This window comes from Halalkalicoccus sp. CG83 (assembly GCF_037081715.1).
GTDB classification, from domain to species: domain Archaea; phylum Halobacteriota; class Halobacteria; order Halobacteriales; family Halalkalicoccaceae; genus Halalkalicoccus; species Halalkalicoccus ordinarius.
The window spans coordinates 2,299,476-2,321,123 of the sequence record NZ_JAZDDH010000001.1 but is presented as its reverse complement, the minus strand read 5'-3'; the positions used below and the strand labels follow the sequence as shown (position 1 = coordinate 2,321,123).

Below are 21,648 nucleotides of genomic sequence, written 5' to 3'. Positions count from 1 at the left end.
TAAAACCCGCTCGGTAGTTCGGTGGAAGTGAAACTGTACTCCTCAGACGGCCAGAACGGTGTCGACGACCGGCATGATCGCGAACGGGGCGAGAGACGACGCCGCTGCGCTGATGACCGGTCCCGGGAGCGAGGGTGATCCCCGTGACACAAGAGCTATGCCCCGTACCTGTCCCAGGGGCGATATGAACCGACCATGCGTCGGGGCCACGGAGCGACGTAACCGGCGTGGCAGTTTCTCACGCGCGGGCGCGCGTACGGGAAGCTTAATAACCGCGAAGGACGAAACTGCATACAGATTTTATGTCCGAGGAGAGTGAATACGGAGCCGGGCAGATCCAGGTGCTCGAGGGGCTCGAGGCCGTTCGCACCCGCCCGGCGATGTACATCGGTTCTACGGAGTCCCGCGGGTTACACCACCTCGTCTACGAGGTGGTCGACAACGCGATCGACGAGGCACTGGCCGGCTATTGTGACACCATCTCGGCCACGATCCACGAGGACGGATCGGTGAGCGTCACCGACGACGGGCGGGGGATCCCGGTCGACACCCACGCGGAGTACGACCGCCCCGCCGTCGAGGTGATCATGACCGTACTCCACGCCGGCGGGAAGTTCGACTCGAAGTCTTACCAGGTCTCCGGCGGGCTCCACGGCGTTGGGGTTTCGGTAGTGAACGCCCTCTCGAAGCGCCTCGAGGTCGAGGTCTGGCGCGACGACGCGGTCTGGCACCACCGGTTCGAGCACGGGAAACCGGTCGGCGACATCGAACGGGTTCGCGACCTCGAACCGGGCGAGGGGACCGGAACCGCGGTGCGGTTCTGGCCCGACGACGCGATCTTCGAGACCGTCGAGTTCGACGCCTCGACGCTCGAGAACCGCCTTCGAGAACTCGCCTTCCTCAACCCGGGAGTCGAGATCACCCTCACCGACGAGCGCGACGGCACCGAAGCGGAGTTCTACTACGAGGGCGGCATCCGCGAGTTCGTCGAGTACCTCAACGAGACGCGTACGCCGCTCCACGACGACGTGATCTACATGTCGGAGGAGGAGCGCGGCATCCAGATCGAGGTGGCGATGCAGGCCACCGACGAGCTCCAGGGGTCGGTCCACGCGTTCGCGAACAACATCAACACCCGCGAGGGCGGCACGCACCTGACGGGGTTCAAGACCGCGCTCACCCGTGTCGTGAACGACTACGCCAACGAGCAGGGGCTGCTCGACGAAATCGACGAGAACCTCCGCGGCGAGGACGTCCGCGAGGGGATGACGGCGGTGATCTCGGTCAAACACCCCGACCCGCAGTTCGAGGGCCAGACCAAGACCAAGCTCGGAAACAGCGACGTCCGCGGGATCGTCGAGAGCGCGATGCACCGCGGGCTCGGGACGTACTTCGAGGAACACCCCGACACCGCGCGGGCGATCATCCGGAAGGCCGTCGAGGCCGCGAAGGCCCGCAAGGCAGCCAAACAGGCCGAGGAGCTCACCCGCCGAAAGAGCGCGCTCGAGTCGACCGCGCTGCCGGGCAAGCTCGCGGACTGTCAGACCCGCGATCCGACCGAGGCTGAGCTGTTCGTCGTCGAGGGAGACTCCGCCGGCGGAAGCGCGAAACAGGGTCGCAACCGCGAGTTCCAGGCGATCCTTCCCCTCTCCGGAAAGATCCTCAACGTCGAGAAACACCGTCTCGATCGAGTGCTCGAGAACGACGAGATCCGCGACCTGATCACGGCGGTGGGCGCGGGCGTCGGCGAGGAGTTCGACGTCGAGGACGCGCGCTACGAGAAGATCATCATCATGACCGACGCCGACGTCGACGGCGCGCACATCCGGACGCTCCTACTTACGCTGTTCTACCGGCACATGCGCCCGCTGCTCGAGGCTGGCTACGTCTACGCGGCCCAGCCGCCGCTGTATCGGCTTCGCTACGGCGGCGAGACCTACGAGGCGATGACCGACGCCGAACGAGACGAGATCGTCGCCGAGAAGGGCAAGCCCACCCAGATCCAGCGTTTCAAGGGACTCGGCGAGATGAACCCCGACCAGCTCTGGGGAACGACGATGGACCCCGACAACCGGGTGCTCAAGCGCATCGCCGTCGAGGACGCCGCCGCCGCGGACCGGATGTTCTCGGTGCTGATGGGCGACGCCGTCGGGCCGCGAAAGCAGTTCATCCAGGAACACGCCGGGGAGGCCGAATGGGTCGACATCTAGAGAGTCCTCGAAACGGACTGGCGTCCGTTTCTCGCCCTTTGCATGTCCAAGAAAAGACCGCTCTGTGGTCTTTTCGGGCTGAGCGGCGACTTCGTCGCCGCGAGGTACGCAAGACCTCCGGTCTTGCGAGATCCCGAAAACCGGAGGTTTTCGGAGAGCGCCAGGCACCGCCGAGTCGCGCCGTGCGATCGCACGGCGCTTCCGAGACCAGCCCTTCCCCGCTCCGTTCGCGGAGCCGCCGAGAGTGGCGGCTCCGCTCACGCCGCTTACGGGACGTGAACCGTCCCGTTCGCCAGCGAGATCGCAAAGCGATCTCGCGCTGGTCACCGCGCCGCCAGCCGCGGCAGCCGTATCGCCAGCAGTATCGAAGACGACCACACCCTGAACCCCCCACGAAATGAGCTCGGACATTCCCGACCCCGACATCGACGCCGCACGAATCGACACCGTCCGCATCGAGGACGAGATGGAGCAGTCCTACATCGACTACGCGATGAGCGTCATCGCGGGTCGTGCACTTCCCGACGTCCGGGACGGGCTGAAACCCGTCCACCGGCGCATCCTCTACGCGATGCACGCCGAGGGCGTCACCTCCCGGGCGGGCCACCGCAAGTCCTCCTCGGTCGTCGGGGACACGATGGGAGACTACCACCCACACGGCGACAGTGCGATCTACGACGCGCTCGTTCGCATGGCCCAGGGCTTCTCGATGCGTTACCCGCTCGTCGACGGCCAGGGCAACTTCGGGAGCGTCGACGGCGACCCGCCGGCGGCGATGCGCTACACCGAGGCACGCATGAGCCCGATCTCCGAGGAGCTGCTCTCGGACATCGGGAAGGACACCGTCGACTTCAGCTCGAACTACGACGACCGCCTCGAGGAGCCCGACGTGCTGCCGTCAGCGATCCCCAATCTCCTCGTGAACGGCTCGTCGGGAATCGCCGTCGGGATGAGCACGAACGTCCCGCCGCATAATTTGAGAGAGGTGATCGACGCGACGATCCACCTGATCGACGATCCCGGCTGCTCGATCGCCGACCTGATGGAGCACGTAAAGGGACCGGACTTCCCGACGGGTGCGAACATCGTCGGCCGAGAGGCGATCCACTCCGCGTACACGACGGGCCGCGGCCGGATCCGCGTGCGCGCGGAGTTCGAACGCGAGGAGGCCGGCCGACGCGAGCGCATCGTCATCACCGAACTGCCCTACCAGCAGAACAAGGCCCGCCTGGTCGAGCGCATCGCCGACGACGTCAACGAGGGGAAGATCGAGGGGATCAGCGACCTCCGCGACGAGTCCGACCGTGACGGCATCCGAATCGCGATCGATCTCAAACGCGGAGCGAACGCCGACGTCGTCGAGAACCAGCTGCTCGAGCGCCACCTCGAGACCACCTTCGGCGTGATCAACCTCGCGCTGGTCGACGGCCAGCCCGAGGTGCTCGACCTGAAGGAGACGCTCGAACACTACGTCGCGCATCGAAAGGAGGTCGTCCGCCGGCGCAGCGAGTACGACCTCGCGGAGGCCGAGGACCGCGCCCACATCCTCGAGGGACGGCTTCGGGCGCTCGAGAACGCCGAGAGCGTGGTCGAACTGATCCGCAACGCGGAGAACCGCGATGCGGCCAAGGAGGCCCTCGGGGCGGAGTTCGAGTTCTCCGAGGCGCAGGCCGAACACATCGTTCGGATGCAGCTGGGCAGCCTCACCTCGCTCGAGCGCGAGGAGATTGAGGAGGAGTACGACGGACTCCTCGAGGAGATCGATCGACTGGAGACGATCCTCGCCGAGGAGTCCGAACTGTTGGGCGTCATCAAGGAGGAGCTCCGCGAGATGCGCGAGGAGTACGGCGACGAGCGACGAACCCGAATCATCGAGGGGACGAGCACCGTCGCCCACGAGGACCTCATTCCCGAGGAGGACGTGCTCGTGGTGATCACCGAGGACGACTACGTGAAGCGAATGCCGGTCTCGACGTTCGACCCCCAGGGTCGCGGCGGCAAGGGGATCATCGGCGCGAACCTGAAGGAGGGCGATCGCGTCTCGAAGGTGTTCCGCGCGAACACCCACGACTACCTGCTCTGCTTTACGAATCACGGGAAGGCCTACCAACTTCGGGGTTTCGAGATCCCCGAGATGGGCCGAACCGCCAGGGGGAAGTCCGCGGTGAACGTCCTCGACCTCGACGAGGGCGAGGAGCTCACCGCGGTCGTCGGTACCGACGAGTTCGAGGACGACGAGTACCTCACGATGGTGACCGAACGGGGCTACGTCAAGCGAACGGCGGCGAGCGCGTTCGAGCGGGTCCGCTCGTCGGGGCTGATCGCCGCCTCGCTCGAGGAGGGCGATCGGCTCGTCGACGTCACGGTGACGGACGGCTCGGCGGACCTCCTGCTCGCCACCCGAAACGGAATGGCGATCCGGTTTCCCGAGAGCGAGGCCCGCGCGATGGGCCGAACCGCCCGTGGAGTCAACGGAATCAGGCTCCAGGGTGACGACCGCGTGGTCGGACTCGTCGTCGCACAGGAGGGCCGCGACCTCCTGACGATAACGGAGAACGGCTACGGCAAACGGACGCCGTTCTCGGAGTACCGGGTCCAGTCGCGCTACGGTAAGGGACTGATCGACATCAAGACCGGCGAGCGAAACGGCCCCGTCGCCGCGGTCGAGTCCGTCGCCGAGAGCGACGACCTCGCGCTGATGAGCGACGACGCCCAGATCATGCGCATCCACGCCGCCGACATCTCCAGAGTCGGGCGCAACACGATGGGCGTCATCGTGATGCGTCTCGCGGCGGACGACACCGTCGCCAGCGTCGACGTCGTTCCGGACGTCACGTAGCCGTCTCGTCTCGACTCGTTCTCGCCGCGATCGGTTCGCAGAACGGACCGCGTCGCTCAGCGAACCCGCTCGCGGGTACGTTCGAGCGCGTCGAGACAGGCCGCGACCACGCGGAGCTGCGGTCCGGGCTCGACGATGCTCTCCTCGCGGTCGAAGGTGACGACGCCGTCGTCGACCAGCTTCGGGAGGTGGGTGTGATGGAGGGCGATCCGTACGGCCTCACGGTCGGCCTCGCCGGTTTCGGCAGCCTGCGTGGTCGCCAGGTCGTCGACGAGCCGTTCGAACGGGACGGGGGCGTCACGTTCGAACAACCGCCGAACGACACGGCGGCGGTGGGCGTTCGCGAGCGTATCGAGCAGCCGATCCGTCGTCAGCGACGCGGGAGGGCGTTCGGTCGGTGATCGGTTCTCGACCTCGTTCACGTTCAACACGGCACTGCGGTCCATTACGTCTACGAGGACGCGCCAGAGACGATTAAATTCATAGCCTAATACCTTTGGTGTTATATCACTCTCTTTCCAAACGCGCTTGCAGCCAGCTCCGTCGCGAGCGACGCGGTCTCGTTTCGTTCGTCAAGCACCGGGTTGACCTCGACGAGTTCGAGCGACCGCAGTGCGCCCTGATCGGCGACGATCTCCATGGCGGCGTGGGCCTCACGGTAGGTCACTCCGCCCCGAACCGGCGTCCCGACGCCGGGAGCCTCGTTGGGATCGAGCCAGTCGAGATCGAGGCTGACGTGAACGCCGGTCGTCCCGTCGGCCGCGACCTCGAGGGCCTCCTCGGTCACCGGACCGACGCCGCGTTCGTCGATGTCGGACATCGTGAACGCCGTCACGTCGCTCTCTCGAACGGCGACTCTCTCGGGTTCGTCCAGATCGCGCAGCCCGACGAGCGCGACGTTCGACGGATCGATCCCCGCCGAGGGGTTCCATCCCTCGCCGAACTCGCCGTAACCGAGCGCCGCGGCCAGCGGCATCCCGTGGACGTTGCCGCTCGGGGAGGTCTCTGGCGTGTTGAAGTCGGCGTGGGCGTCGAACCAGACCACGCCGGCGTCGGCGTCACGGTTCGCGCCGTTCATCGTCCCGATGGCGATCGAGTGGTCCCCGCCGAGCACCAGGGGAAACGCGCCGTCGGCGATGGTGGCCGCGACCTCCTCGGACAACCGCTCACAGACCTCGCGCACCTCTCGGAGGAACTTCGCGGAGCCGATGGTCGAGGCAGCGTCCGGATTACGCTCCTCGGCACGGGCGACCGTCAGATCGCCGTCGTCGGTACAGGTTCGCCCGAGCGAGTCGAGTTCGGCGGCGAGGCCGGCGTATCGAATCGCGGAGGGTCCCATGTCGACGCCGCGACGGTTCGCGCCGTAGTCGGTCGGTGCGCCGATGATCCGAACCTCTCGTCTCATGCACCCCTCTCCCCTTTCCTCAGGAATAACCCCCACGGTTTCGTCTCATTATTCGTAAGGATTACCGACCGATACTACCCCTGTCTACGGATACGAGAGTGTCTGCGCGGTTATTCGTCGGATTTAAGCGAGCTTGTCACGAATGACAGGCCATGTCATCGATCGAACTGACGCCGAGCCAGAAGACCATACTCACCGCGTTGATCAATCTCCATCGGGAAGCCGAGGACGCAGTCAAGGGCGAGGACATCGCCACGGAGGTCGATCGCAATCCCGGAACGATCCGCAACCAGATGCAGAGCCTGAAGGCGCTTCAGCTGGTCGAAGGGGTACCGGGTCCGAAGGGCGGCTACAAACCGACGGCGACCGCCTACGAGGCGCTCGACGTCCAGCAGATGGACGAGCCCGCCTCGGTTCCGCTCCAGCACAACGGCGAGTCCGTCGAGGACGTAAACGTCGTGGAGATCGACCTCTCGAGCGTCCACCATCCCGAACTCTGCCGTGCGGAGATCCACATCCAGGGGTCGGTCCGCGAGTACCACGAGGGCGACTCGGTGACCGTCGGCCCGACGCCGCTCTCGAAGCTCGTCATCGAGGGCACCGTCGACGGGAAGGACGACACGGGCAACATCCTCATCCTCCAGATCGACGACATGGAGGCGCCGGTCGGTGACGCCGAGCACTAGGCTGTCAACCGCTCACAGCCGCGCGGGGGTTTCAACACCTTTGTATCGGTGGCTACCTCAGAGCGAGGTATGACTACAGAGGTCGCCGTGCTCGGTGCCGGCTACGCGGGTGCCGGCGCAGTCCAGACCCTCGAGGACGAGCTAGAGGACGCCCGGATCACCTGGATCTCGGAGACGGACTACCACCTCGTGCTCCACGAGACCCACCGGGTCATCCGCAACCCGAGCGTCCAGGAGCACGTCAAGATCCCCGTCTCCGAGGTCAAGTCCCCCAGCACCCGCTTCCTCGAGGGTGAGGTGACGAACGTCGACACCGACGAGCGCGTCGTCTCGCTCGACGACGGCACCGACGTCGAGTACGACTACGTGGTCGTGGCGCTCGGCTCCTCAACGGCCTACTACGGTATCCCCGGCCTCGACGAGCACTCGCTAACGCTGAAGAGCCTCGACGACGCCCTCGAGATCCACCGCTCGGTCAAGGAGGCCGCCCGGGAGGCCACGCGCGAGGAGCCCGCACAGGTCGCCATCGGCGGCGCGGGGCTGTCGGGCATCCAGAGCGCCGGCGAGGTCGCGGAGTTCCGCGACAAGCACAACGCGCCGATCGAGGTGACGCTGATCGAAGCGCTGCCCGAGATCATGCCCGGTCAGGACCCCGAACTCCAGGGTGCGGTGAAGAAGCGCCTGAACGAGAAGGAGATCGAGATCCTCACCGACGATCCCATCACGGAGGCCGACGAGGAGGCCATCCACTTCGACGAGGGCGAACCTCTCGACTACGACGTCTTCGTCTGGACCGGCGGCATCACCGGCCGCGAGGCGCTCGAGGGTGCGAACGTCGAGAAGGAACACAACCGCGTCGTCACGGAGTCGACGTTCCAGACCAGCGACGAGCGCGTCTTCGCGCTTGGCGACTCGGCCGTGATCAACCAGGGCGAGGCGCCCGCCCCGCCGACCGCGCAGGCCGCCTGGCAGGCCGCCGAACTCGTCGGCGAGAACGTCGCGCGCGCGATCGAGGGTCGACCGCTGAAGACCTGGACGTACAAGGACAAGGGGACGCTCATCTCGATCGGCGACGAGGCGGTCGCGAACGACATCCAGGGGCTGCCGATCAACACGTTCGGCTGGATCGGCGCCGAGACGCTGAAGAAGGCCGTCGCCGCCCGCTGGATCGCCGACGTCTCCTCGCCGAAGCGTGCGAAGCGTGCCTGGAAGTACCTCTAAAACGCACCTTTTTCCGGCTCGGGATTCGGTCACTCTGTGACCGAACCACTCGCCGCAAAAATCTGCACCAAAAAGCGCGGCTCGCTCCTCCCGCAGAACGTTGCTCTCCCGTGCTCCCACTCGCTCGCCGCGTCCGCACACGGTATCAGATCAGTCGAGCGATAGCCCCGCGTGCCACTTCTCGACTCCCTCGCGCTCCTTCACCTCGTCCATCCGCGCGAGCAGCGCCACCGCGAGCGAGGCGGTTTCGGCGGCACGTGACTCGCCCTCGGTCCTGAATTCGCCGGTGATGCGGTTCGCGTAGACCGAGCAGACCGCACCCGCGCGCAGTCCGTAGACGTTCGCGATCGTGAGGATCGCGCTCGCCTCCATCTCGATGTTCTTCACGTTAGCCTCCCGGAGCGCCTCCACGAGGTCGTCGCTACCCGACGCCTCGAACCCCTCGAACCCGGGGCGTCCCTGGCCGGCGTAGAAGGAATCGGCGCTCATCGTGATCCCGGTGTGGTAGTCGTAGCCCAGCCGTTCGGCGGCGGCCACGAGCGCACACACGACCTCGTGATCGGCGCTCGCGGGGTAATCCTCGCGGACGTACTCCCCGCTCGTTCCCTCCTGGCGGACCGCGCCCGTGGTGATCACCAGGTCGCCAACCGCCATCCCCTCCTGGATCGCGCCGCAGGAGCCGACCCGGATGAACGTGTCGGCGCCGACCCTCGCTAGCTCCTCGACGGCGATCGCAGCCGAGGGACTGCCGATCCCCGTCGACGTGACCGAGATCGGTACCTCCTCGTAGCTACCCGTGACGGTGCGGTACTCTCGGTGACTGCCCTGCTCCTCGGCGTCCTTCCAGTGGGCGGTGATCTTCTCGACGCGCTCGGGGTTGCCCGGGAGCAGCACGGAGGAGGCGACGTCCTCGGGGCCGACGTCGATGTGGTACTGCGTCTCCTCGCTGGGATCCTCGCTGTCCTCGACCATGCCCCGCGGGTTCACGACGGACGGCCAAATAGCCTGCCGTTCGCCTCAGATCCCGAGTATCTCGCGGGCCTCGGCGGGCGTCGCGACCGGTCGACCGAGCAGTTCGGCGATCTCGCGGGTGCGCTCGACCAGCTGGGCGTTGCTCTCGGCGCGTTCGCCCCGGCGGTAGTGGAGGTTGTCCTCGAAGCCGACGCGGACGTGCCCGCCCAGCAGGATCCCCATCGTCGTCAACGGCAGCTGGTGGCGGCCCGTCGCGAGCGTGTTGAAGACTGCTCCGTCAGGGAGGTTCTCGACGAGGTTGAACAGGTTTCGCGGACGGGGAACGGTGAGCGTCCCGCCGCCGAGGAGGACGTTCACGTACGGTGGGTCGGCCACGTCGGCCCGCTCGAGGAAGGCGTGTACCTCGTTGAGGTGGCCGGGGTTGAACGCCTCCATCTCGGGTTTGATTCCTCGTACCTGCATCTCGTCGTGGAGCGCGTCGACCATTCCCCGCGGGTTCTCGCTCGTGAGGTGCTGGTACCGGTTGACCGGCCCCATGTCGAGACTCGCCATCTCCGGCGCCGGATCCGTCCGGAGGGGTTCGAGCCGCTTCTCCAGGGGGACGCCGGTCCCGCCCGTCGAGTGCTGGACGATGACGTCGTCGGTCGCCGCCCGTACCGCCTCGGTGAGCGCCTGGAACCGCTCGCGCGAGAACGCGCGCTCGCCGTTCCCGCGGCGGGCGTGGAGATGGACGATCGACGCGCCGGCCTCCTCGCAGGCGGCCGCGGCCTCGGCGACCTCTTCGGGCGTCTCCGGGAGGTTCGGATGGGCCTCCTTGCCGTGGACGCCGCCGGTCGGCGCGACGGTGACGATCAGCGGCTCACCGGCGAGGTAGTCGTGATAGTTCATCGCTCGTCCCCGTTTCGGTCGCTCTCCTCGCTTTCGTGGTTCAAATAGATCTCGCACTCGGCGTGTGAGAGGTCGTAGCGATCGTTACAGAGATCGGCGCGCATCGGCTGGACGAACCGACCCGCGGCGCTGCAGTAGGCGCGCGCCGTCTCGAACGAGCGGCCGTCACCCTCGGAACGGTACTCGAGGTACGGACAGGTCATACCGCCACGGGAACGGCCGTCGACTAAAAGCTATCCGGGCTACTCGAGGTGTTCCTGCGTGATCGTCTCCGGTAGCAGTTCCCCCAGCGTGTACTCTTTCCAGTCGTCGCCGCTGTCCGTGATCACGACGAACGACTCCTCACAGAACTCCGCGAGGGTCTGTCGGCACATCCCGCAGGGAGTGACCCCGTCGCGCCGGTCCGAACTCACCGCGATACGCGAGAAGTCGCGGTGGCCGGTGGCGACCGCCTGCGAGAGGGCCACCTCCTCGGCGTGGAGGCTGTTCGAGTAGTTCGCGTTCTCGATGTTGCAGCCGACGAAGACGGTGCCGTCGACGGTCTGGAGGGCTGCGCCGACGCGGTACTCGGAGTAGGGGACGTGTGCCTCCGACTGGATCTCGCGGGCGGCCTGGATGAGGTCCTCGACGTCCATGGTCGTCATACGTGGTTCGATCGTATAAACCGCCTACTCGCTCGCGACGGCCCGGCGGATCGCCTCGCTCGCCGCCTCGATCAGCGGGTCGATCTCCTCGCTCTCCGCGTACAGCCGGACGTAGGACTCGGTGCCGCTGGGCCGGACGAGGATCCACGAGCCGTCGGGCCACTCGAGACGCACGCCGTAGGAGGTGTCGACCGCAGCCTGGGGGAACCGCTCGGGGAGCGTTCGCTCGAGTCGCTGCATCGTCGCGTCCTTACGTTCGTCGGGGCAGTCGATCGCCACCTTCCGGTAGGGACGTTCCGAGACGGGCTCCCGGAGGGGGACGATCCCGCCGGCCTCCGCGACCAGTCGGGCGAGGACTGCGGCGCTCGCGACGCCGTCGATCCACCCGCCCAACGCGGGGTGGACGTGCTTCCAGGGTTCGGCGGCGAAGACGACGGCCGTCGCGTCATCGCCCTCGCGGCGAACCCGGGCGATCCCCTCGTGAAGCGCTCCCAGACGGACGCGTTCGGTCCGCCCGCCGGCGGCCTCGACGCGCTCGTCGATCCGTCCGGAGGCGTTCGGCGTCGTCACGACCACCGGATCGGCGGCGGCGCTCGCGGCGACGTAGCGCTCGGCGAGGATCGCGAGGATCGTGTCCTCGTGGACCACCTCGCCGCTCCCGTCGACGATCACGATCCGGTCGGCGTCGCCGTCGTGACCGATCCCGAAGTCGAACTCGCCGTCGGCGAGGAAGCCGCGCAGATCCGCGAGCGTCTCCGGCGTCGGCTTGCTGCCGCGGCCGGGAAAGTGGCCGTCGACGTTCGCGTTGAGTGCCGTTACGGAGGCGCCGAGATCCGAGAGCACCTGGGGCGTCGCCAGGCTCGCCATTCCGTTTCCACAGTCGACGGCGATCCGGAGTCCCTCGGTGGAGGTGCCGAAACGCTCGGCGTACTCTCGGACGGATCGGCGATACTCGTCCAGGACGTCCCGCTCGATCGAGTCCTCCCATCGGCCCCACTCGGCCGGTTCGGTACCGGTTTCGAGGCGCTCCTCGATCCGGCGTTCGGCCTCGCGGTCGTACTCGACGCCGTCGTCGAACAGTTTGATTCCGTTGTCGGCGGGCGGGTTGTGGCTGGCGGTGAGCATCACGCCCCGGCGACCCTGTGAGGCGAACGCGACCGCGGGGGTCGGAACGACCCCGATCCGGATCACCCGTGTGCCGGCGCTCTCGAGGCCGGCGGCTACGGCGTCGGCGAGCGCCGGACCGGTCTCGCGGCCGTCACGTCCGAGAACGAACTCCTCGCCATCCGCGGCGGCGGCCTGACCGACCGCGAGACAGCGCGCGGGCGTCACCTTCTCGCGGGCGGGTCCGCGGATCCCCGCGGTACCGAAACGAAGCATGGAAACGAGTTGCGACGGCAGCCATATAGACCTCGCCGTTTCGACCGGGGCGGACTAGAGTTCGATTCCGCTGGGGATCAGACTGTGCTGCCGAAGCAGGTTCCCATCCCGATCGTAGACGAGGAACGTCGATTTGTCGTAGGTAACCAGTTCCTCTCCGTCGACCTCGATGCGAACCCGGTAGCGACCCTCGTCGGCGTTCGCCTCCTTGCCGTAGGCGCGCGCCGCGCGGATGAACTGCAGGACGTTCTCCGCGTCCTCGTTCAGTTCGAGCACGAAGTCCCCGGTCTCACGGTTGGTGACGCTCACGACCCCCCTCGCCTCCTCGTCATCGAGGTCGGACTGGAGGCGCAGGGCGACGTCGGTCTCTGTGGCCCCGAGCAGATCGCCGTCAAAGCTGGTGAGACGCCGTTCGAACTCCTCCGGCGGTCCCTCGAAGTCGATAACGACGGTGGGCGTCGCCGGCTCGCCACCCCCTTCGACCCAGTCCACCCCCCCGACGTCGAGCGTGAAGTAATCGCGCCTCATTCAATCGTTGAAGCGTATGAACTGCGGGGGTAAGAACGTAACGGCAGCACCATCAGCCGACGTGACGTCCCGGTCGATCCCGATCGATCGTAGGCGTTTACCCGTCCGACGGCGACTCGCCGGTCATGGACGATCCGCGCGACCTTCGGCGGACGTACGATCGGATCGCGGGCCACTTCGCCGCCACCCGCGAGTACGCCTGGCCCGAGGTCGAGGCGTTCGTTCGCGACCGTCCGTCCGGAGGCGTCGGACTCGACATCGGCTGTGGCAACGGACGCCACGCCGAACTCCTCGCCGAGCGCGTCGATCACGTCGTGGGGGCGGATCTCAGCAGGGGGCTGCTGGAGGAGGCCCGCCGTCGGGCACGCGAACGCGCCGTTGCGGTCGAACTCCTGCAGGCCGACGCCGCCTCGCTGCCGATCCGCTCGTCGCGTATCGACGTCGGAGTCTACGTCGCGACGCTCCATCACCTCCCCGAACGGGAGACGCGGGTGGCGAGCCTCGACGAACTCGCGCGGGTGCTCGCACCCGGCGGGCGAGCGCTGGTGAGCGCGTGGAGCACCGCCCACGGCCGGTTCGCGGATCGAGGGTCGAACGGCGAAGGGTTCGACACCACCGTCGACTGGACGCTCCCCGACGGCGAGACGGTCCCTCGGTTCTACCACATCTACGCACCGGCGGAGTTCGAGGCCGACCTCGCGACCAGCGCGTTGGAGACGGTCTCGTTCGAGCTCTCGAGCGGGAACTGCTACGCGACGGTGCGGGCGGCGGACTGAGAGCGAGGGGACTGGGTTCAGGCCCAATCACGTCGATCGGGCCGGTACTCCTCGTAGGGGTGGTCATCCCTGAATGTCTCCGCGGCCTCGGCGAACCGCTCCTCGCCGGAGAGGTTCGCGAGCAGCTCGAACTGGTTGATGTGGGTGCTGTGGTAGTGGGCGTTGCCGCGAAAACCACGGCTCAGGGCGTACCAGCTGATCTCGCCGGGCTCGCGGTACGCCTCGATGTGGTCCTCGACGGTGGTGAGCGCCGCACACAGCGGGTCGTATCCGGCCTCGCGGTCGACGTGGAGCCAGTAATCGTAGAGCCCGAACAGCCCGACGCCGAACCCGTTCAACACGTGGTTCGGCGGCTCGGTCGGATACTCCTCGATCCAGAAGTGGCCGGGCCCGTCGTCCCCGGGATCGGTGAACTCCGTCGGCGTCCTGGTGACGACCGTCGTCCATATGTCGCCGGTCGTGCGCCGGACGTTCGTGAAGCTGCGGAACACCTGATCCGCGAGCCGGCGGTAGTGGTCGTCGCCGGTTGCCTCGTACAGGTGAGCATAGGCGGTGAGCACGGCCCCCTGCGACATCCCGCTGAACCACGGTGCCTGAAGCGGCTGGTCGCCGCCGGGGCTTCTCCAGTCGAACGTATAGGGAAAGTAGAGCGCGCCGTCCTGCTCGGTGGCGATCTCGACCATCGCCTCGGAGATCGATTCGGTCTTCTCGAGGTAGCGTTCGTCGTCGCTCTCGCGGTAGCAGTGGACCAGGCGCATCATCGTCCGGCCGGTCCGAAGCGGGTGATGGCCCTCGTCGTCCTCGACGTCGAACAGCGTCACCGTATTCGTCCGAAGGTCGGGAATCTCCTCGTCGACGACCGCGGCGTCGGGGTACTCGCAGTACGGCGGCAGGATCCGATCCTCGCCGTACTGGGGCCACTCCTCGATCGGGAGCTCCGCCAGCTCATACCTCCTTCTGTAAACTGGTATGCCATTTATCTCCTCTCGGTCGGGATACTCTGGCTCCTCGTGTTCCGTTTCGTTTCCTTCGTTTTCCGCTCTGACTTCGTCGGTCGTCTCGCTCTCCCTGGTGGGCCCCGTCTCGCCGGAACAGCCCGCCGTCAGCGGGACCCCAACGACGCCGAGCGATCGGAGGAGCCGTCGTCGTGTCGAATAGCCGTCTCTCATGCGACTCATGACAACGGACACGAATTAATAACTGGTTCATATATTCGTTCTTTTGACAACTAAATAAATGGTAGAGTGGACGAGACGGCCGGAGAGGATCCCCGGGTGGAACAGTAAGGCCCTTAACCGGGGCACGAGAAATGTGAGTGCGAACGAGAACGTCGTCCGCTGACGTTCCGTGTGATGCCGTGTGCCGGTGGTGAGCAAACCCTTCGGGTTTGCGAGTCTCGGCGCGAGCGAACGAAGTGAGCGAAGCGCCGGTGGTCTAGTGGCAGGACCTGAGCCTTCCAAGCTCATGGCCCGGGTTCAAATCCCGGCCGGCGCATTCTGCGAGGAACGGACGTGACGAGCGAATGCGTCACGCCGGCGGTTCTGAACCCGACGAGTCGCAACGTTCGAACGAAGGGAGGACGATCGTCTCGGCTCGGTTCAAATCCCGGCCGGCGCATTCTACGTTCGTCCGATGGCCAGCCGAGCGCCCAAACCATCCCGGTTTAATTCGGGAAATACAGTCGGTTAGGGATCCATCCCCGTTCTGAGATGGCGTGTACAGCTCTCACGAGTGAAATTCCAGTAAAAGGCGGTCGACGAAGGATCGCTGGCGTTCGATTCGTTGCGGGGCTACACTTGACCTGGTGTTCGTCGGCTATCTATCCGTCGAGAAAGGGGCGGTTTTGCGCGCCTTGTTCCCGGTTTTCACCGGTCTCGTCGGCATCGCCCGTCACGACCTCGAACGGACGCATCATATCGTGATCCTCATGTTCGAGAACGTGACAGTGCCAGGGAAACTGGCCGGAAAAGTCTCCGAACTGAACGGCGATTCGAACCGTCTCGTCAGGATTGACCCGCACGGTATCCTTTCCTACCCGCTCGTTCGGGTCCGGGTCGTGACTGCCGTCCGGGCCACGACCGAGTACGTCGAACGTCACCAGGTGGAGATGGATCGGGTGAGTGTGATGGGTGTCGTTTTCGAGCTCCCAGACCTCAGTTGTCCCGAGTTGCGGTTTGATAACCGTCTCCTCGTAGGAACGCCGGCCGTTCAGCAGATGCAGGCCTTCGTCCATCTGCATGTCCATTGTCAACCGCCGGGTCTCCTTCGCGGCGTGTTCGTCGATCTCAGAAGACGATGGTAGCCGCAGTTCCGTTGGATTCGTGCCAGTATCCTCTGACGCCTCGCTGGAGTCTGTGACCTGAATCTGCAGGAGTTCATCGAGAGATGGACCGGACTCCGAGTGCCCATCGGGATCGTCGTGCTCGTCATGGTCGTCACGATCATCGAGGCCCTTGAACGGGAATGGAGCATCGTTGGTTACGGTGAACGTCTCGCCTGCATGATCGGAAAAGTCGACGATGACGTCCCCTCGCTCAAACGCACCGAGCAACAGCGAGTCGAGATCGCCCTCCGGACCGATCGGTACCACCCGTTCCAAGAACCCATGACCGGCAGCGAACTGATACAGGACCGGGACGCTCGTCCCGGATTCCTTCTCCAACTGGAGATCGTACGTCCGGCCGTTCGATGCGTTTATGAACCGGAGACGGTACCGACGAGGTTCCACCTCTAGAGACGGCCAAACAGCGCCGTTGATAACGGCCGTGTCACCGGCGACGTTCGGTTCGAAGGACTCCGGATAGTGTAACGACCCGTCCTCGTTGAACGTCCGGTCCTGGAGCAGCAGGGGGATATCGTACTCGCCGTTCGGTAAGTCGAGCTGCTCCTCTACCTGACTCCGGATGAAGTAGAAACCGACCAGGCCGGCATAGACGTTGAGGCGACTGAGACCGAGCGTGTGATCGTGGTACGTCGATGTTAGCCGGGATTGACGGTTCGGGATGTCATGGACGTGCTTGACGAATCGGGGACCAGTAACTCCCTGAGGAGAGGTCCACATCTCGGCTTGACCGTCACTTTCGGGTTCGACGTTGAGTCCGTGGAAGTGCGTCACTGTTCGAACTTCTGGAAGCGATCCATCGTAATCGGGATTCGCTCCGCTGATCCGCTCGTCAACGGGCAGCAGGTGATCCGTAGGCAGATGACTGTTGTCGAAGCGCACCTTGATCCGCTCGTTTCGGCGAGCATGGATGATCGGTCCAGGGAACTGCCCATCGAACCCCCAGAGCGTAGTATCCGGAAGGTCTGGGTGGAGACTTTGCGTGAATTGGGTCACCGAGACGTCGTAATAGTCGGCACCGTCGCGTTTGCCGTCGGGTTCTCTCACGTCTGGAATCGGTAACGGCTGAACGAACTTCTCGAGATCCGGAGACGATCGTGCGAGTGCTGTTCCGGTATTGAACGGGAGAACGCCGGTGATTCCCAGAGCGGTGCCGACTTTGAGCACGCGTCGCCTGGATGGGTTGTTCATCGTTGACCTTCTGCGTTCGACGCCAGTGTGCCACTCATACTCTCGGGAGGGTTGCGTTCGACGTTAACATAAAACTTCGTGGAATCATGATATATATTATATAAGACGATACAAATATAGATCCAAGCAGTCTTCGGCGAGAAAACGAATGAGGGTAGTGGTATGTCCGTACTACGTTGCAGGTAATGCGGCATTCGATTCGGCGGCTACGAGGAGGGAGTCCCCTCCTTTGATCGGTTCTCATCGGAGACGGAACGGAATTGGATTTTCTGGCGGTTTCCGAGTAGTAGCCGAATATGAGTCGAGTCAGCGATTAGTACATCAGACTAGCTAAGATCTCATGGGAGGGATAGAGGCCGTTCCTACGACTGGTTCACGAAGCCTAGATCGGTTTTCGCTTCATCTCTTATATTTTCCAATATTAGTCAGGAGAAACGTATTTGATGGGGATCACATCGGTGAGCGAGATGACGGAATCCAACCCACAGTAGGAGCGACGGCGTCGAGCAGTTCTCGATGAACCGGACATGCCATCTCTGCGAGCACTCATGCGAGCAGAAACACGCTGCGTTGGATTCGAGCACGCGAGTCGTAGCGGCCGAGCGAAGCGGACCGACCGTCCCACGGAGTTCGAATCCCGGCCGACGCACCGTTCCGGGATCGTGGTATTCGCGCGGAAAACGCACTTAGAGACGCGAATTCCAGAACCATACCGGATCGAGGAACGGTCGGTTACGCCGTACTATTTCAACACCCTGCCTCTGAAAACAGAAGCCGATTGCCGCTACTGGCCCGATGAGCGTATAGCATGACCTCGTCCGCGGAGAAGCAGCTGAAGGCGCTCGAGAACCGGATCGAGCGTTATCGACAACGAATGCCCGGCCGGCCGTGCGCTCACTGTGAGGGGGGGTGGGTCCGAAAGGAGCGGGACGTCCTTCGCTGTGACGGCTGTGGATATCTCGGGTATCTCTGAGGAGTCTCGAACACCGGTGATCGCGTCGGTCAGTCGTCCTCGTCTCGCTCGAACCGCCACGCCGTCTCCAGCTCCGGGGACTCGACGAGCGTCCGGTAGACCACGCAGTAGCGTTCGGTGTACTCCTGGAGCGCCGCGGCCGTCTCCTCGTCGATCTCCCCGTCGACGGTCACGTCAAGCCTGATCTCCTCGAACCCGACCGGCACGTCCCGGTCGATCCCCATCGTCCCACGGAGGTCGAGGTCGCCGCTCACCTCCGTCCCGATCGAGACGTCGGCGTCGAACGCGTCCGCGACCGCCTGCGCCGTCAGCTGTGCACACGCGGCCAACGCCCCCAACAGCAGATCGCCCGAACAGGCACCCGTTCCCGGCCCCGCCGCGCCCTCGTGGAGTTCGGCCTCGTAGACCGCTCGTCCGATGTCGACGTTACAGGAGCGTACGTCGGCCTGTTCCTCGCCGGTCGCCGAGAGCGTGATCCGGGCCTCCTCGGGGTTCTCCTCGTATCGTTCCTTCAGCGGCGCCTGCTCCTCCTGTAAGTTACTCTCTGACATGCTCCTTATCCTATCACCTGCTGCTACTTACCGCTTAGCGTCGGGACGCCGATCCGCACCTCCGCGACCACCCGCCCAGGTCGTCGTCTCGTCCTCGGTCACGACCGTCCCGAGAATCGACGTCCGAACGCGGCCACGGCCTCGACGCGGATCGTACGCCTACGGGTCGAGATCGACCAGCCGCTCGACGACGTCGATGTCGCGCCGGCGGTACGTCACGGTCAGCCGGCGAACGCCGACGTAGCCGATCGCCGCGAGGACGGCGGCGAGCAGGACGTTGCCCACCAGCAGCCGGAGCGTGGCGTCAGTCGCCGTGCCGAGGCCGCCGTCGAAGAACCCGATCGACCCCGTTCCGAGGAGCCGATCGCCGATCCGGTAGCTCCCGAGATAGACGAAGGGCTTGAGCGCCGGATTCAACACCGCCACCGAGGCGAAGATGGCGACCTTGCTGATTCGGTCGAAGACGGCGACGAGAACGACGAACGCGACCAGCCCTAGTCCGAACGTCGGGAGCGCCGTGAGGAAGACGCCGATGCCGAAACTGGCGCCAACCTCGTGCGGGGTGTGGTCCTCCGCGAACGCCGCCTCGAACTCCGCTCGGATCCGCTCGCGGTAGGATCGCACCGCCTCGGCCACGCTGTCGGCCATGGTCCCGTTCTACGCTCCGATCCCCGAAGTACGTACCGGCTTCCGCTGCCGTCCCGTGTCCCGATCTCGCGGCCGCTGGCAGCGGACCGTAAACGACGCCGGACGAGGAGCAAGCCCCACCGTTTTCACGCTGGCGCGAGTCGGTACAGCCATGTCCGAATCGAACGGCGACCTCGACATGCCGGATCCGGAGCTCGGAAAGGCGACGATCGTCTTTGAGCGGCCCGACGGCGAGACCGAACACGCCACCGTCGACAACGAGTACATCATCTACTTTCAGGACCACTGGCAGGTGAAGTACGGCGAGGACGACGAGGGCAACGACGTCGTGCGACGCATCCCCAAGGAGCGCGTCCACTACGTCGAGCGTTCGGTCGAGGAGTTCCAGGACCGGATCGACGCGCTGCTCGATCGTGCGAAAGACCGGTTCGACTTCGAGAGCCTCGGCCTCGACTGATCCTCCGGAGACCGCCGAACTACGCAACCCGAGACCATAGGCCCCTCCCGCCCGACCACTACTCATGCAGCGTCGCGACGCTCTTCGATCGGCGATGGCCCTCCTCGGCGGAGCGTCGCTGGCCGGCTGTCTCGACGCGCTCGGGTCCGACTCGGCCTGGCGGGACCTCGTCGTCGACCGTCCCGACGAGATCTACGTCCCGCCGAAGACCGACGGGATGGCCGTCTGGGGGAGCGTGAGCACGGACGCGTACTCGGTCGTGCTGTCGGCGACCCGCCCGCATCGGTTCTGGACGGTCACGGGCACTGAGACGAACCAGATCGCGATGCGCGACGCCCACTCCGCCCACCTCATGGTCTCGGTCCGGGAGTCGGACACCCGCCGCCTCCTCCCCGCCGAGGTGTCGATCTCGATCGATCGTAGCGACGAGCGGTCGGTCGACCGGACGCTCTGGCCGATGCTCTCACAGCGCATGGGCGTCCACTACGGTGATAACGTCTCGCTTCCCGCGGCCGGGAGCTACCGCGCGACGATTCGAGTAGTGCCGCGGGACGTCGAGTACCGCGGCGGGTTCGAGGGAGGGTTCGAGCCGGCGTCGCTCGAAGTCGGGTTCGAGTACGATCCCGAAGAGATCGAGGCGCTCGATCGGACGATCCTCGAGGAGTCGCGCCGGGGCCGCCCCGGGGCCGTCGAGCCGATGGATCGCGACGATGACGATCACGGCGATTCGGACGACCATCCGCCGGTTCCGACGGCACCGTCGCCAGACGCCCTCCCGACGGTGATCGACGCCACGGTGGCGAACGACTACGCGATCGTCGTGGCGACGGCAAGCCACGAGTCGGGTCGGTACCTGGTCGTCTCGCCGCGGACGCGCTACAACGGGTATCCGCTCCCGTTCTGCTCGCTCTCGGCCGCGATCGATCGCGAGGGGACGGGGATCGAGTCGGTGACGCTCGACGAGGCGACCCACCCCGCGTTCGGCCACCACTACGGGGCGGTCGTCGATCCGTTCTCCCGCTCCGAACTGACGGTCGCCGTCGAGACGCCGCCACAGCTCACGCGCCACGAGGGGTACGAGACGGCGTTCTTCGACCGACCGGAGATCAGTCCGCGGGCTTCTCGGTAGCCGTGGCCCTGCCGCCGCGGCGCTCGGCCAGCCACAGGGTGGCCAGTCCCGCTCCGAGCATGAGCAGGCTGACGACGACCCAGTGGGGGTTGTACGCCTCGGTGCCGTGGACCACGTCGTGCAGGCCCAGCAGGTAGTGGTCGACGATCCCGTCGTAGACGTTGAAGACCCCGGCGCCGACGAGGCCCCCGCCGACGACGACGAGCGAGGGGAGGGGTCGGGTCGCGCGGTTCACCGTCCGCCAGAGCATCACCATCCCGACGCCCGCGATTCCGAGCATCGCCAGCGAGAACAGCCCGTCGAACATGACGTTCGTCCGCAGTCCGTCGTAGGTCATCGGGTCGTAGAAGCTCGACAACAGGTGATGGGTCTGGAAGACCTGATGGAAGACCATCACGTCGACCAGCGCGCCCAGACCGAAGCCGAGGACGCCACCCCACACCAGCAGCGATCGGCGGTGGTCGTCGACCGTATCGCTCATGAAGGCGGTTCGGCCGTCCTCGGCAAAAACCTGTGGCAGGCCCGTGCACGGCGAGGTTCGTTCGCCACGAACCACGGGGTTCGGTCAGTAGCCGAGCAGCGACCGGCGCTCCTCGTCGAGGCCGATATGCGCTTCGAAGATCCGCTCCATCGCTCCGCTCAGCTCGAGATCGAGGACGTCCCAGTTCTCCCGACGACGCTCGGGGAGGGCGGCCTTCGGGGGTAGTACTCGATCCGGTTCGTGAGCACGAGCGTTCGCGAGACCGCTATCGCCGCCGGTCATCGAGCGGTCACGAGTCGGGCCGGTACGGGCGGTGGTCGGGTCTCGA

General features: G+C 65.6%; 22 protein-coding genes and 1 tRNA gene. 9 read left to right on the top strand and 14 right to left on the bottom strand.

Going from position 1 to position 21,648, the window contains the following annotated elements:
• The first annotated feature begins 302 nt into the window (after positions 1-302).
• Positions 303-2,210: a DNA topoisomerase (ATP-hydrolyzing) subunit B gene (gene gyrB / locus V0Z78_RS12040; protein WP_336344877.1), complete on the top strand. Its 1,908-nt coding sequence runs from the start codon at positions 303-305 to the stop codon at positions 2,208-2,210.
• 397 nt (positions 2,211-2,607) lie between these two features.
• Entirely contained in the window at positions 2,608-5,049 is a 2,442-nt protein-coding gene (gene gyrA / locus V0Z78_RS12035) for a DNA gyrase subunit A (RefSeq protein WP_336344876.1), read from the top strand.
• 56 nt (positions 5,050-5,105) lie between these two features.
• On the opposite strand, the gene V0Z78_RS12030 is transcribed toward gyrA, so the two are convergent.
• Positions 5,106-5,495, bottom strand: coding sequence for a DUF7344 domain-containing protein (locus tag V0Z78_RS12030; RefSeq protein ID WP_336344875.1), 390 nt, complete (start codon positions 5,493-5,495; stop codon positions 5,106-5,108).
• Positions 5,496-5,551: 56 nt separating this feature from the next.
• Positions 5,552-6,454, bottom strand: a complete 903-nt coding sequence (gene rocF / locus V0Z78_RS12025; protein WP_336344874.1) for an arginase — start codon at positions 6,452-6,454, stop codon at positions 5,552-5,554.
• Positions 6,455-6,606: 152 nt separating this feature from the next.
• Here rocF and V0Z78_RS12020 point away from each other — a divergent pair, with 152 nt between their 5' ends.
• Complete coding sequence (locus V0Z78_RS12020) at positions 6,607-7,140, top strand: Rrf2 family transcriptional regulator (protein WP_336344873.1); 534 nt, start codon at positions 6,607-6,609, stop codon at positions 7,138-7,140.
• Positions 7,141-7,209: 69 nt separating this feature from the next.
• The gene (locus tag V0Z78_RS12015; protein ID WP_336344872.1) at positions 7,210-8,361 is read left to right on the top strand and encodes an NAD(P)/FAD-dependent oxidoreductase; all 1,152 of its coding nucleotides are present in this window, start codon (positions 7,210-7,212) and stop codon (positions 8,359-8,361) included.
• Between the two features lie 150 nt (positions 8,362-8,511).
• Here V0Z78_RS12015 and V0Z78_RS12010 read toward each other — a convergent pair whose 3' ends face one another.
• From V0Z78_RS12010 to V0Z78_RS11985, 6 genes are read right to left on the bottom strand one after another with little or no spacing between them, the layout of a single operon-like run.
• Complete coding sequence (locus V0Z78_RS12010) at positions 8,512-9,333, bottom strand: nucleoside phosphorylase (RefSeq protein WP_336344871.1); 822 nt, start codon at positions 9,331-9,333, stop codon at positions 8,512-8,514.
• 45 nt (positions 9,334-9,378) lie between these two features.
• Positions 9,379-10,221, bottom strand: coding sequence for a BKACE family enzyme (locus V0Z78_RS12005; RefSeq protein WP_336344870.1), 843 nt, complete (start codon positions 10,219-10,221; stop codon positions 9,379-9,381).
• Positions 10,218-10,424 carry a hypothetical protein gene (locus V0Z78_RS12000; RefSeq protein ID WP_336344869.1) on the bottom strand — a complete coding sequence of 69 codons (207 nt, stop codon included), beginning with the start codon at positions 10,422-10,424 and terminating at the stop codon, positions 10,218-10,220. Before V0Z78_RS12000 ends, V0Z78_RS12005 begins: the two co-directional genes overlap by 4 nt.
• A 39-nt stretch (positions 10,425-10,463) precedes the next feature.
• Positions 10,464-10,856, bottom strand: a complete 393-nt coding sequence (gene cdd, locus V0Z78_RS11995) for a cytidine deaminase (protein ID WP_336344868.1) — start codon at positions 10,854-10,856, stop codon at positions 10,464-10,466.
• Between the two features lie 33 nt (positions 10,857-10,889).
• Positions 10,890-12,245, bottom strand: coding sequence for a phosphohexomutase domain-containing protein (locus V0Z78_RS11990; protein WP_336344867.1), 1,356 nt, complete (start codon positions 12,243-12,245; stop codon positions 10,890-10,892).
• 54 nt (positions 12,246-12,299) lie between these two features.
• A complete protein-coding gene (locus tag V0Z78_RS11985; protein WP_336344866.1) occupies positions 12,300-12,773 on the bottom strand; it encodes a DUF5793 family protein in 474 nt (157 codons plus the stop codon).
• A gap of 125 nt (positions 12,774-12,898) precedes the next feature.
• Between V0Z78_RS11985 and V0Z78_RS11980 the strand changes: the two genes are divergently transcribed.
• Positions 12,899-13,549, top strand: a complete 651-nt coding sequence (locus V0Z78_RS11980) for a class I SAM-dependent methyltransferase (RefSeq protein WP_336344865.1) — start codon at positions 12,899-12,901, stop codon at positions 13,547-13,549.
• 17 nt (positions 13,550-13,566) lie between these two features.
• Here V0Z78_RS11980 and V0Z78_RS11975 read toward each other — a convergent pair whose 3' ends face one another.
• On the bottom strand, positions 13,567-14,718 hold the full coding sequence (locus V0Z78_RS11975; protein ID WP_336344864.1) for a D-glucuronyl C5-epimerase family protein: 1,152 nt from the start codon (positions 14,716-14,718) through the stop codon (positions 13,567-13,569).
• 254 nt (positions 14,719-14,972) lie between these two features.
• Between V0Z78_RS11975 and V0Z78_RS11970 the strand changes: the two genes are divergently transcribed.
• Positions 14,973-15,043, top strand: a tRNA-Gly gene (locus V0Z78_RS11970).
• Between the two features lie 325 nt (positions 15,044-15,368).
• Here the strand turns inward: V0Z78_RS11970 and V0Z78_RS11965 are convergent.
• Positions 15,369-17,081: a multicopper oxidase family protein gene (locus tag V0Z78_RS11965; protein ID WP_336344863.1), complete on the bottom strand. Its 1,713-nt coding sequence runs from the start codon at positions 17,079-17,081 to the stop codon at positions 15,369-15,371.
• 808 nt (positions 17,082-17,889) lie between these two features.
• Between V0Z78_RS11965 and V0Z78_RS11960 the strand changes: the two genes are divergently transcribed.
• Complete coding sequence (locus V0Z78_RS11960) at positions 17,890-18,054, top strand: hypothetical protein (RefSeq protein WP_336344862.1); 165 nt, start codon at positions 17,890-17,892, stop codon at positions 18,052-18,054.
• A gap of 29 nt (positions 18,055-18,083) precedes the next feature.
• Here V0Z78_RS11960 and V0Z78_RS11955 read toward each other — a convergent pair whose 3' ends face one another.
• A complete protein-coding gene (locus tag V0Z78_RS11955; protein WP_336344861.1) occupies positions 18,084-18,605 on the bottom strand; it encodes an OsmC family protein in 522 nt (173 codons plus the stop codon).
• 159 nt (positions 18,606-18,764) lie between these two features.
• Positions 18,765-19,253 (bottom strand): DUF2062 domain-containing protein, encoded by a 489-nt coding sequence (locus V0Z78_RS11950; RefSeq protein ID WP_336344860.1) that lies wholly within the window; start codon positions 19,251-19,253, stop codon positions 18,765-18,767.
• 151 nt (positions 19,254-19,404) lie between these two features.
• On the opposite strand from V0Z78_RS11950, the gene V0Z78_RS11945 reads away from it, so the two are divergent.
• Together V0Z78_RS11945 and V0Z78_RS11940 are read left to right on the top strand one after the other, a co-directional pair.
• The gene (locus V0Z78_RS11945) at positions 19,405-19,710 is read left to right on the top strand and encodes a hypothetical protein (protein ID WP_336344859.1); all 306 of its coding nucleotides are present in this window, start codon (positions 19,405-19,407) and stop codon (positions 19,708-19,710) included.
• 64 nt (positions 19,711-19,774) lie between these two features.
• The gene (locus tag V0Z78_RS11940; protein ID WP_336344858.1) at positions 19,775-20,839 is read left to right on the top strand and encodes an iron transporter; all 1,065 of its coding nucleotides are present in this window, start codon (positions 19,775-19,777) and stop codon (positions 20,837-20,839) included.
• Here the strand turns inward: V0Z78_RS11940 and V0Z78_RS11935 are convergent.
• The gene (locus tag V0Z78_RS11935; RefSeq protein WP_336344857.1) at positions 20,817-21,320 is read right to left on the bottom strand and encodes a DUF2243 domain-containing protein; all 504 of its coding nucleotides are present in this window, start codon (positions 21,318-21,320) and stop codon (positions 20,817-20,819) included. The genes V0Z78_RS11940 and V0Z78_RS11935 overlap by 23 nt on opposite strands.
• Positions 21,321-21,404: 84 nt before the next feature.
• A complete protein-coding gene (locus V0Z78_RS11930; protein WP_336344856.1) occupies positions 21,405-21,602 on the bottom strand; it encodes a hypothetical protein in 198 nt (65 codons plus the stop codon).
• Positions 21,603-21,648: the final 46 nt, after the last annotated feature.

Excerpts from the sequence above, each read along its gene's own strand:
- gyrB (WP_336344877.1), top strand. The coding sequence starts at position 303 with ATGTCCGAGGAGAGTGAATACGGAGCCGGGCAGATCCAGGTGCTCGAG.
- gyrA (WP_336344876.1), top strand. The coding sequence starts at position 2,608 with ATGAGCTCGGACATTCCCGACCCCGACATCGACGCCGCACGAATCGAC.
- V0Z78_RS12030 (WP_336344875.1), bottom strand. The coding sequence starts at position 5,495 with ATGGACCGCAGTGCCGTGTTGAACGTGAACGAGGTCGAGAACCGATCA.
- rocF (WP_336344874.1), bottom strand. The coding sequence starts at position 6,454 with ATGAGACGAGAGGTTCGGATCATCGGCGCACCGACCGACTACGGCGCG.
- V0Z78_RS12020 (WP_336344873.1), top strand. The coding sequence starts at position 6,607 with ATGTCATCGATCGAACTGACGCCGAGCCAGAAGACCATACTCACCGCG.
- V0Z78_RS12015 (WP_336344872.1), top strand. The coding sequence starts at position 7,210 with ATGACTACAGAGGTCGCCGTGCTCGGTGCCGGCTACGCGGGTGCCGGC.
- V0Z78_RS12010 (WP_336344871.1), bottom strand. The coding sequence starts at position 9,333 with ATGGTCGAGGACAGCGAGGATCCCAGCGAGGAGACGCAGTACCACATC.
- V0Z78_RS12005 (WP_336344870.1), bottom strand. The coding sequence starts at position 10,221 with ATGAACTATCACGACTACCTCGCCGGTGAGCCGCTGATCGTCACCGTC.
- V0Z78_RS12000 (WP_336344869.1), bottom strand. The coding sequence starts at position 10,424 with ATGACCTGTCCGTACCTCGAGTACCGTTCCGAGGGTGACGGCCGCTCG.
- cdd (WP_336344868.1), bottom strand. The coding sequence starts at position 10,856 with ATGGACGTCGAGGACCTCATCCAGGCCGCCCGCGAGATCCAGTCGGAG.
- V0Z78_RS11990 (WP_336344867.1), bottom strand. The coding sequence starts at position 12,245 with ATGCTTCGTTTCGGTACCGCGGGGATCCGCGGACCCGCCCGCGAGAAG.
- V0Z78_RS11985 (WP_336344866.1), bottom strand. The coding sequence starts at position 12,773 with ATGAGGCGCGATTACTTCACGCTCGACGTCGGGGGGGTGGACTGGGTC.
- V0Z78_RS11980 (WP_336344865.1), top strand. The coding sequence starts at position 12,899 with ATGGACGATCCGCGCGACCTTCGGCGGACGTACGATCGGATCGCGGGC.
- V0Z78_RS11975 (WP_336344864.1), bottom strand. The coding sequence starts at position 14,718 with ATGAGAGACGGCTATTCGACACGACGACGGCTCCTCCGATCGCTCGGC.
- V0Z78_RS11965 (WP_336344863.1), bottom strand. The coding sequence starts at position 17,081 with ATGAACAACCCATCCAGGCGACGCGTGCTCAAAGTCGGCACCGCTCTG.
- V0Z78_RS11960 (WP_336344862.1), top strand. The coding sequence starts at position 17,890 with ATGACCTCGTCCGCGGAGAAGCAGCTGAAGGCGCTCGAGAACCGGATC.
- V0Z78_RS11955 (WP_336344861.1), bottom strand. The coding sequence starts at position 18,605 with ATGTCAGAGAGTAACTTACAGGAGGAGCAGGCGCCGCTGAAGGAACGA.
- V0Z78_RS11950 (WP_336344860.1), bottom strand. The coding sequence starts at position 19,253 with ATGGCCGACAGCGTGGCCGAGGCGGTGCGATCCTACCGCGAGCGGATC.
- V0Z78_RS11945 (WP_336344859.1), top strand. The coding sequence starts at position 19,405 with ATGTCCGAATCGAACGGCGACCTCGACATGCCGGATCCGGAGCTCGGA.
- V0Z78_RS11940 (WP_336344858.1), top strand. The coding sequence starts at position 19,775 with ATGCAGCGTCGCGACGCTCTTCGATCGGCGATGGCCCTCCTCGGCGGA.
- V0Z78_RS11935 (WP_336344857.1), bottom strand. The coding sequence starts at position 21,320 with ATGAGCGATACGGTCGACGACCACCGCCGATCGCTGCTGGTGTGGGGT.
- V0Z78_RS11930 (WP_336344856.1), bottom strand. The coding sequence starts at position 21,602 with ATGACCGGCGGCGATAGCGGTCTCGCGAACGCTCGTGCTCACGAACCG.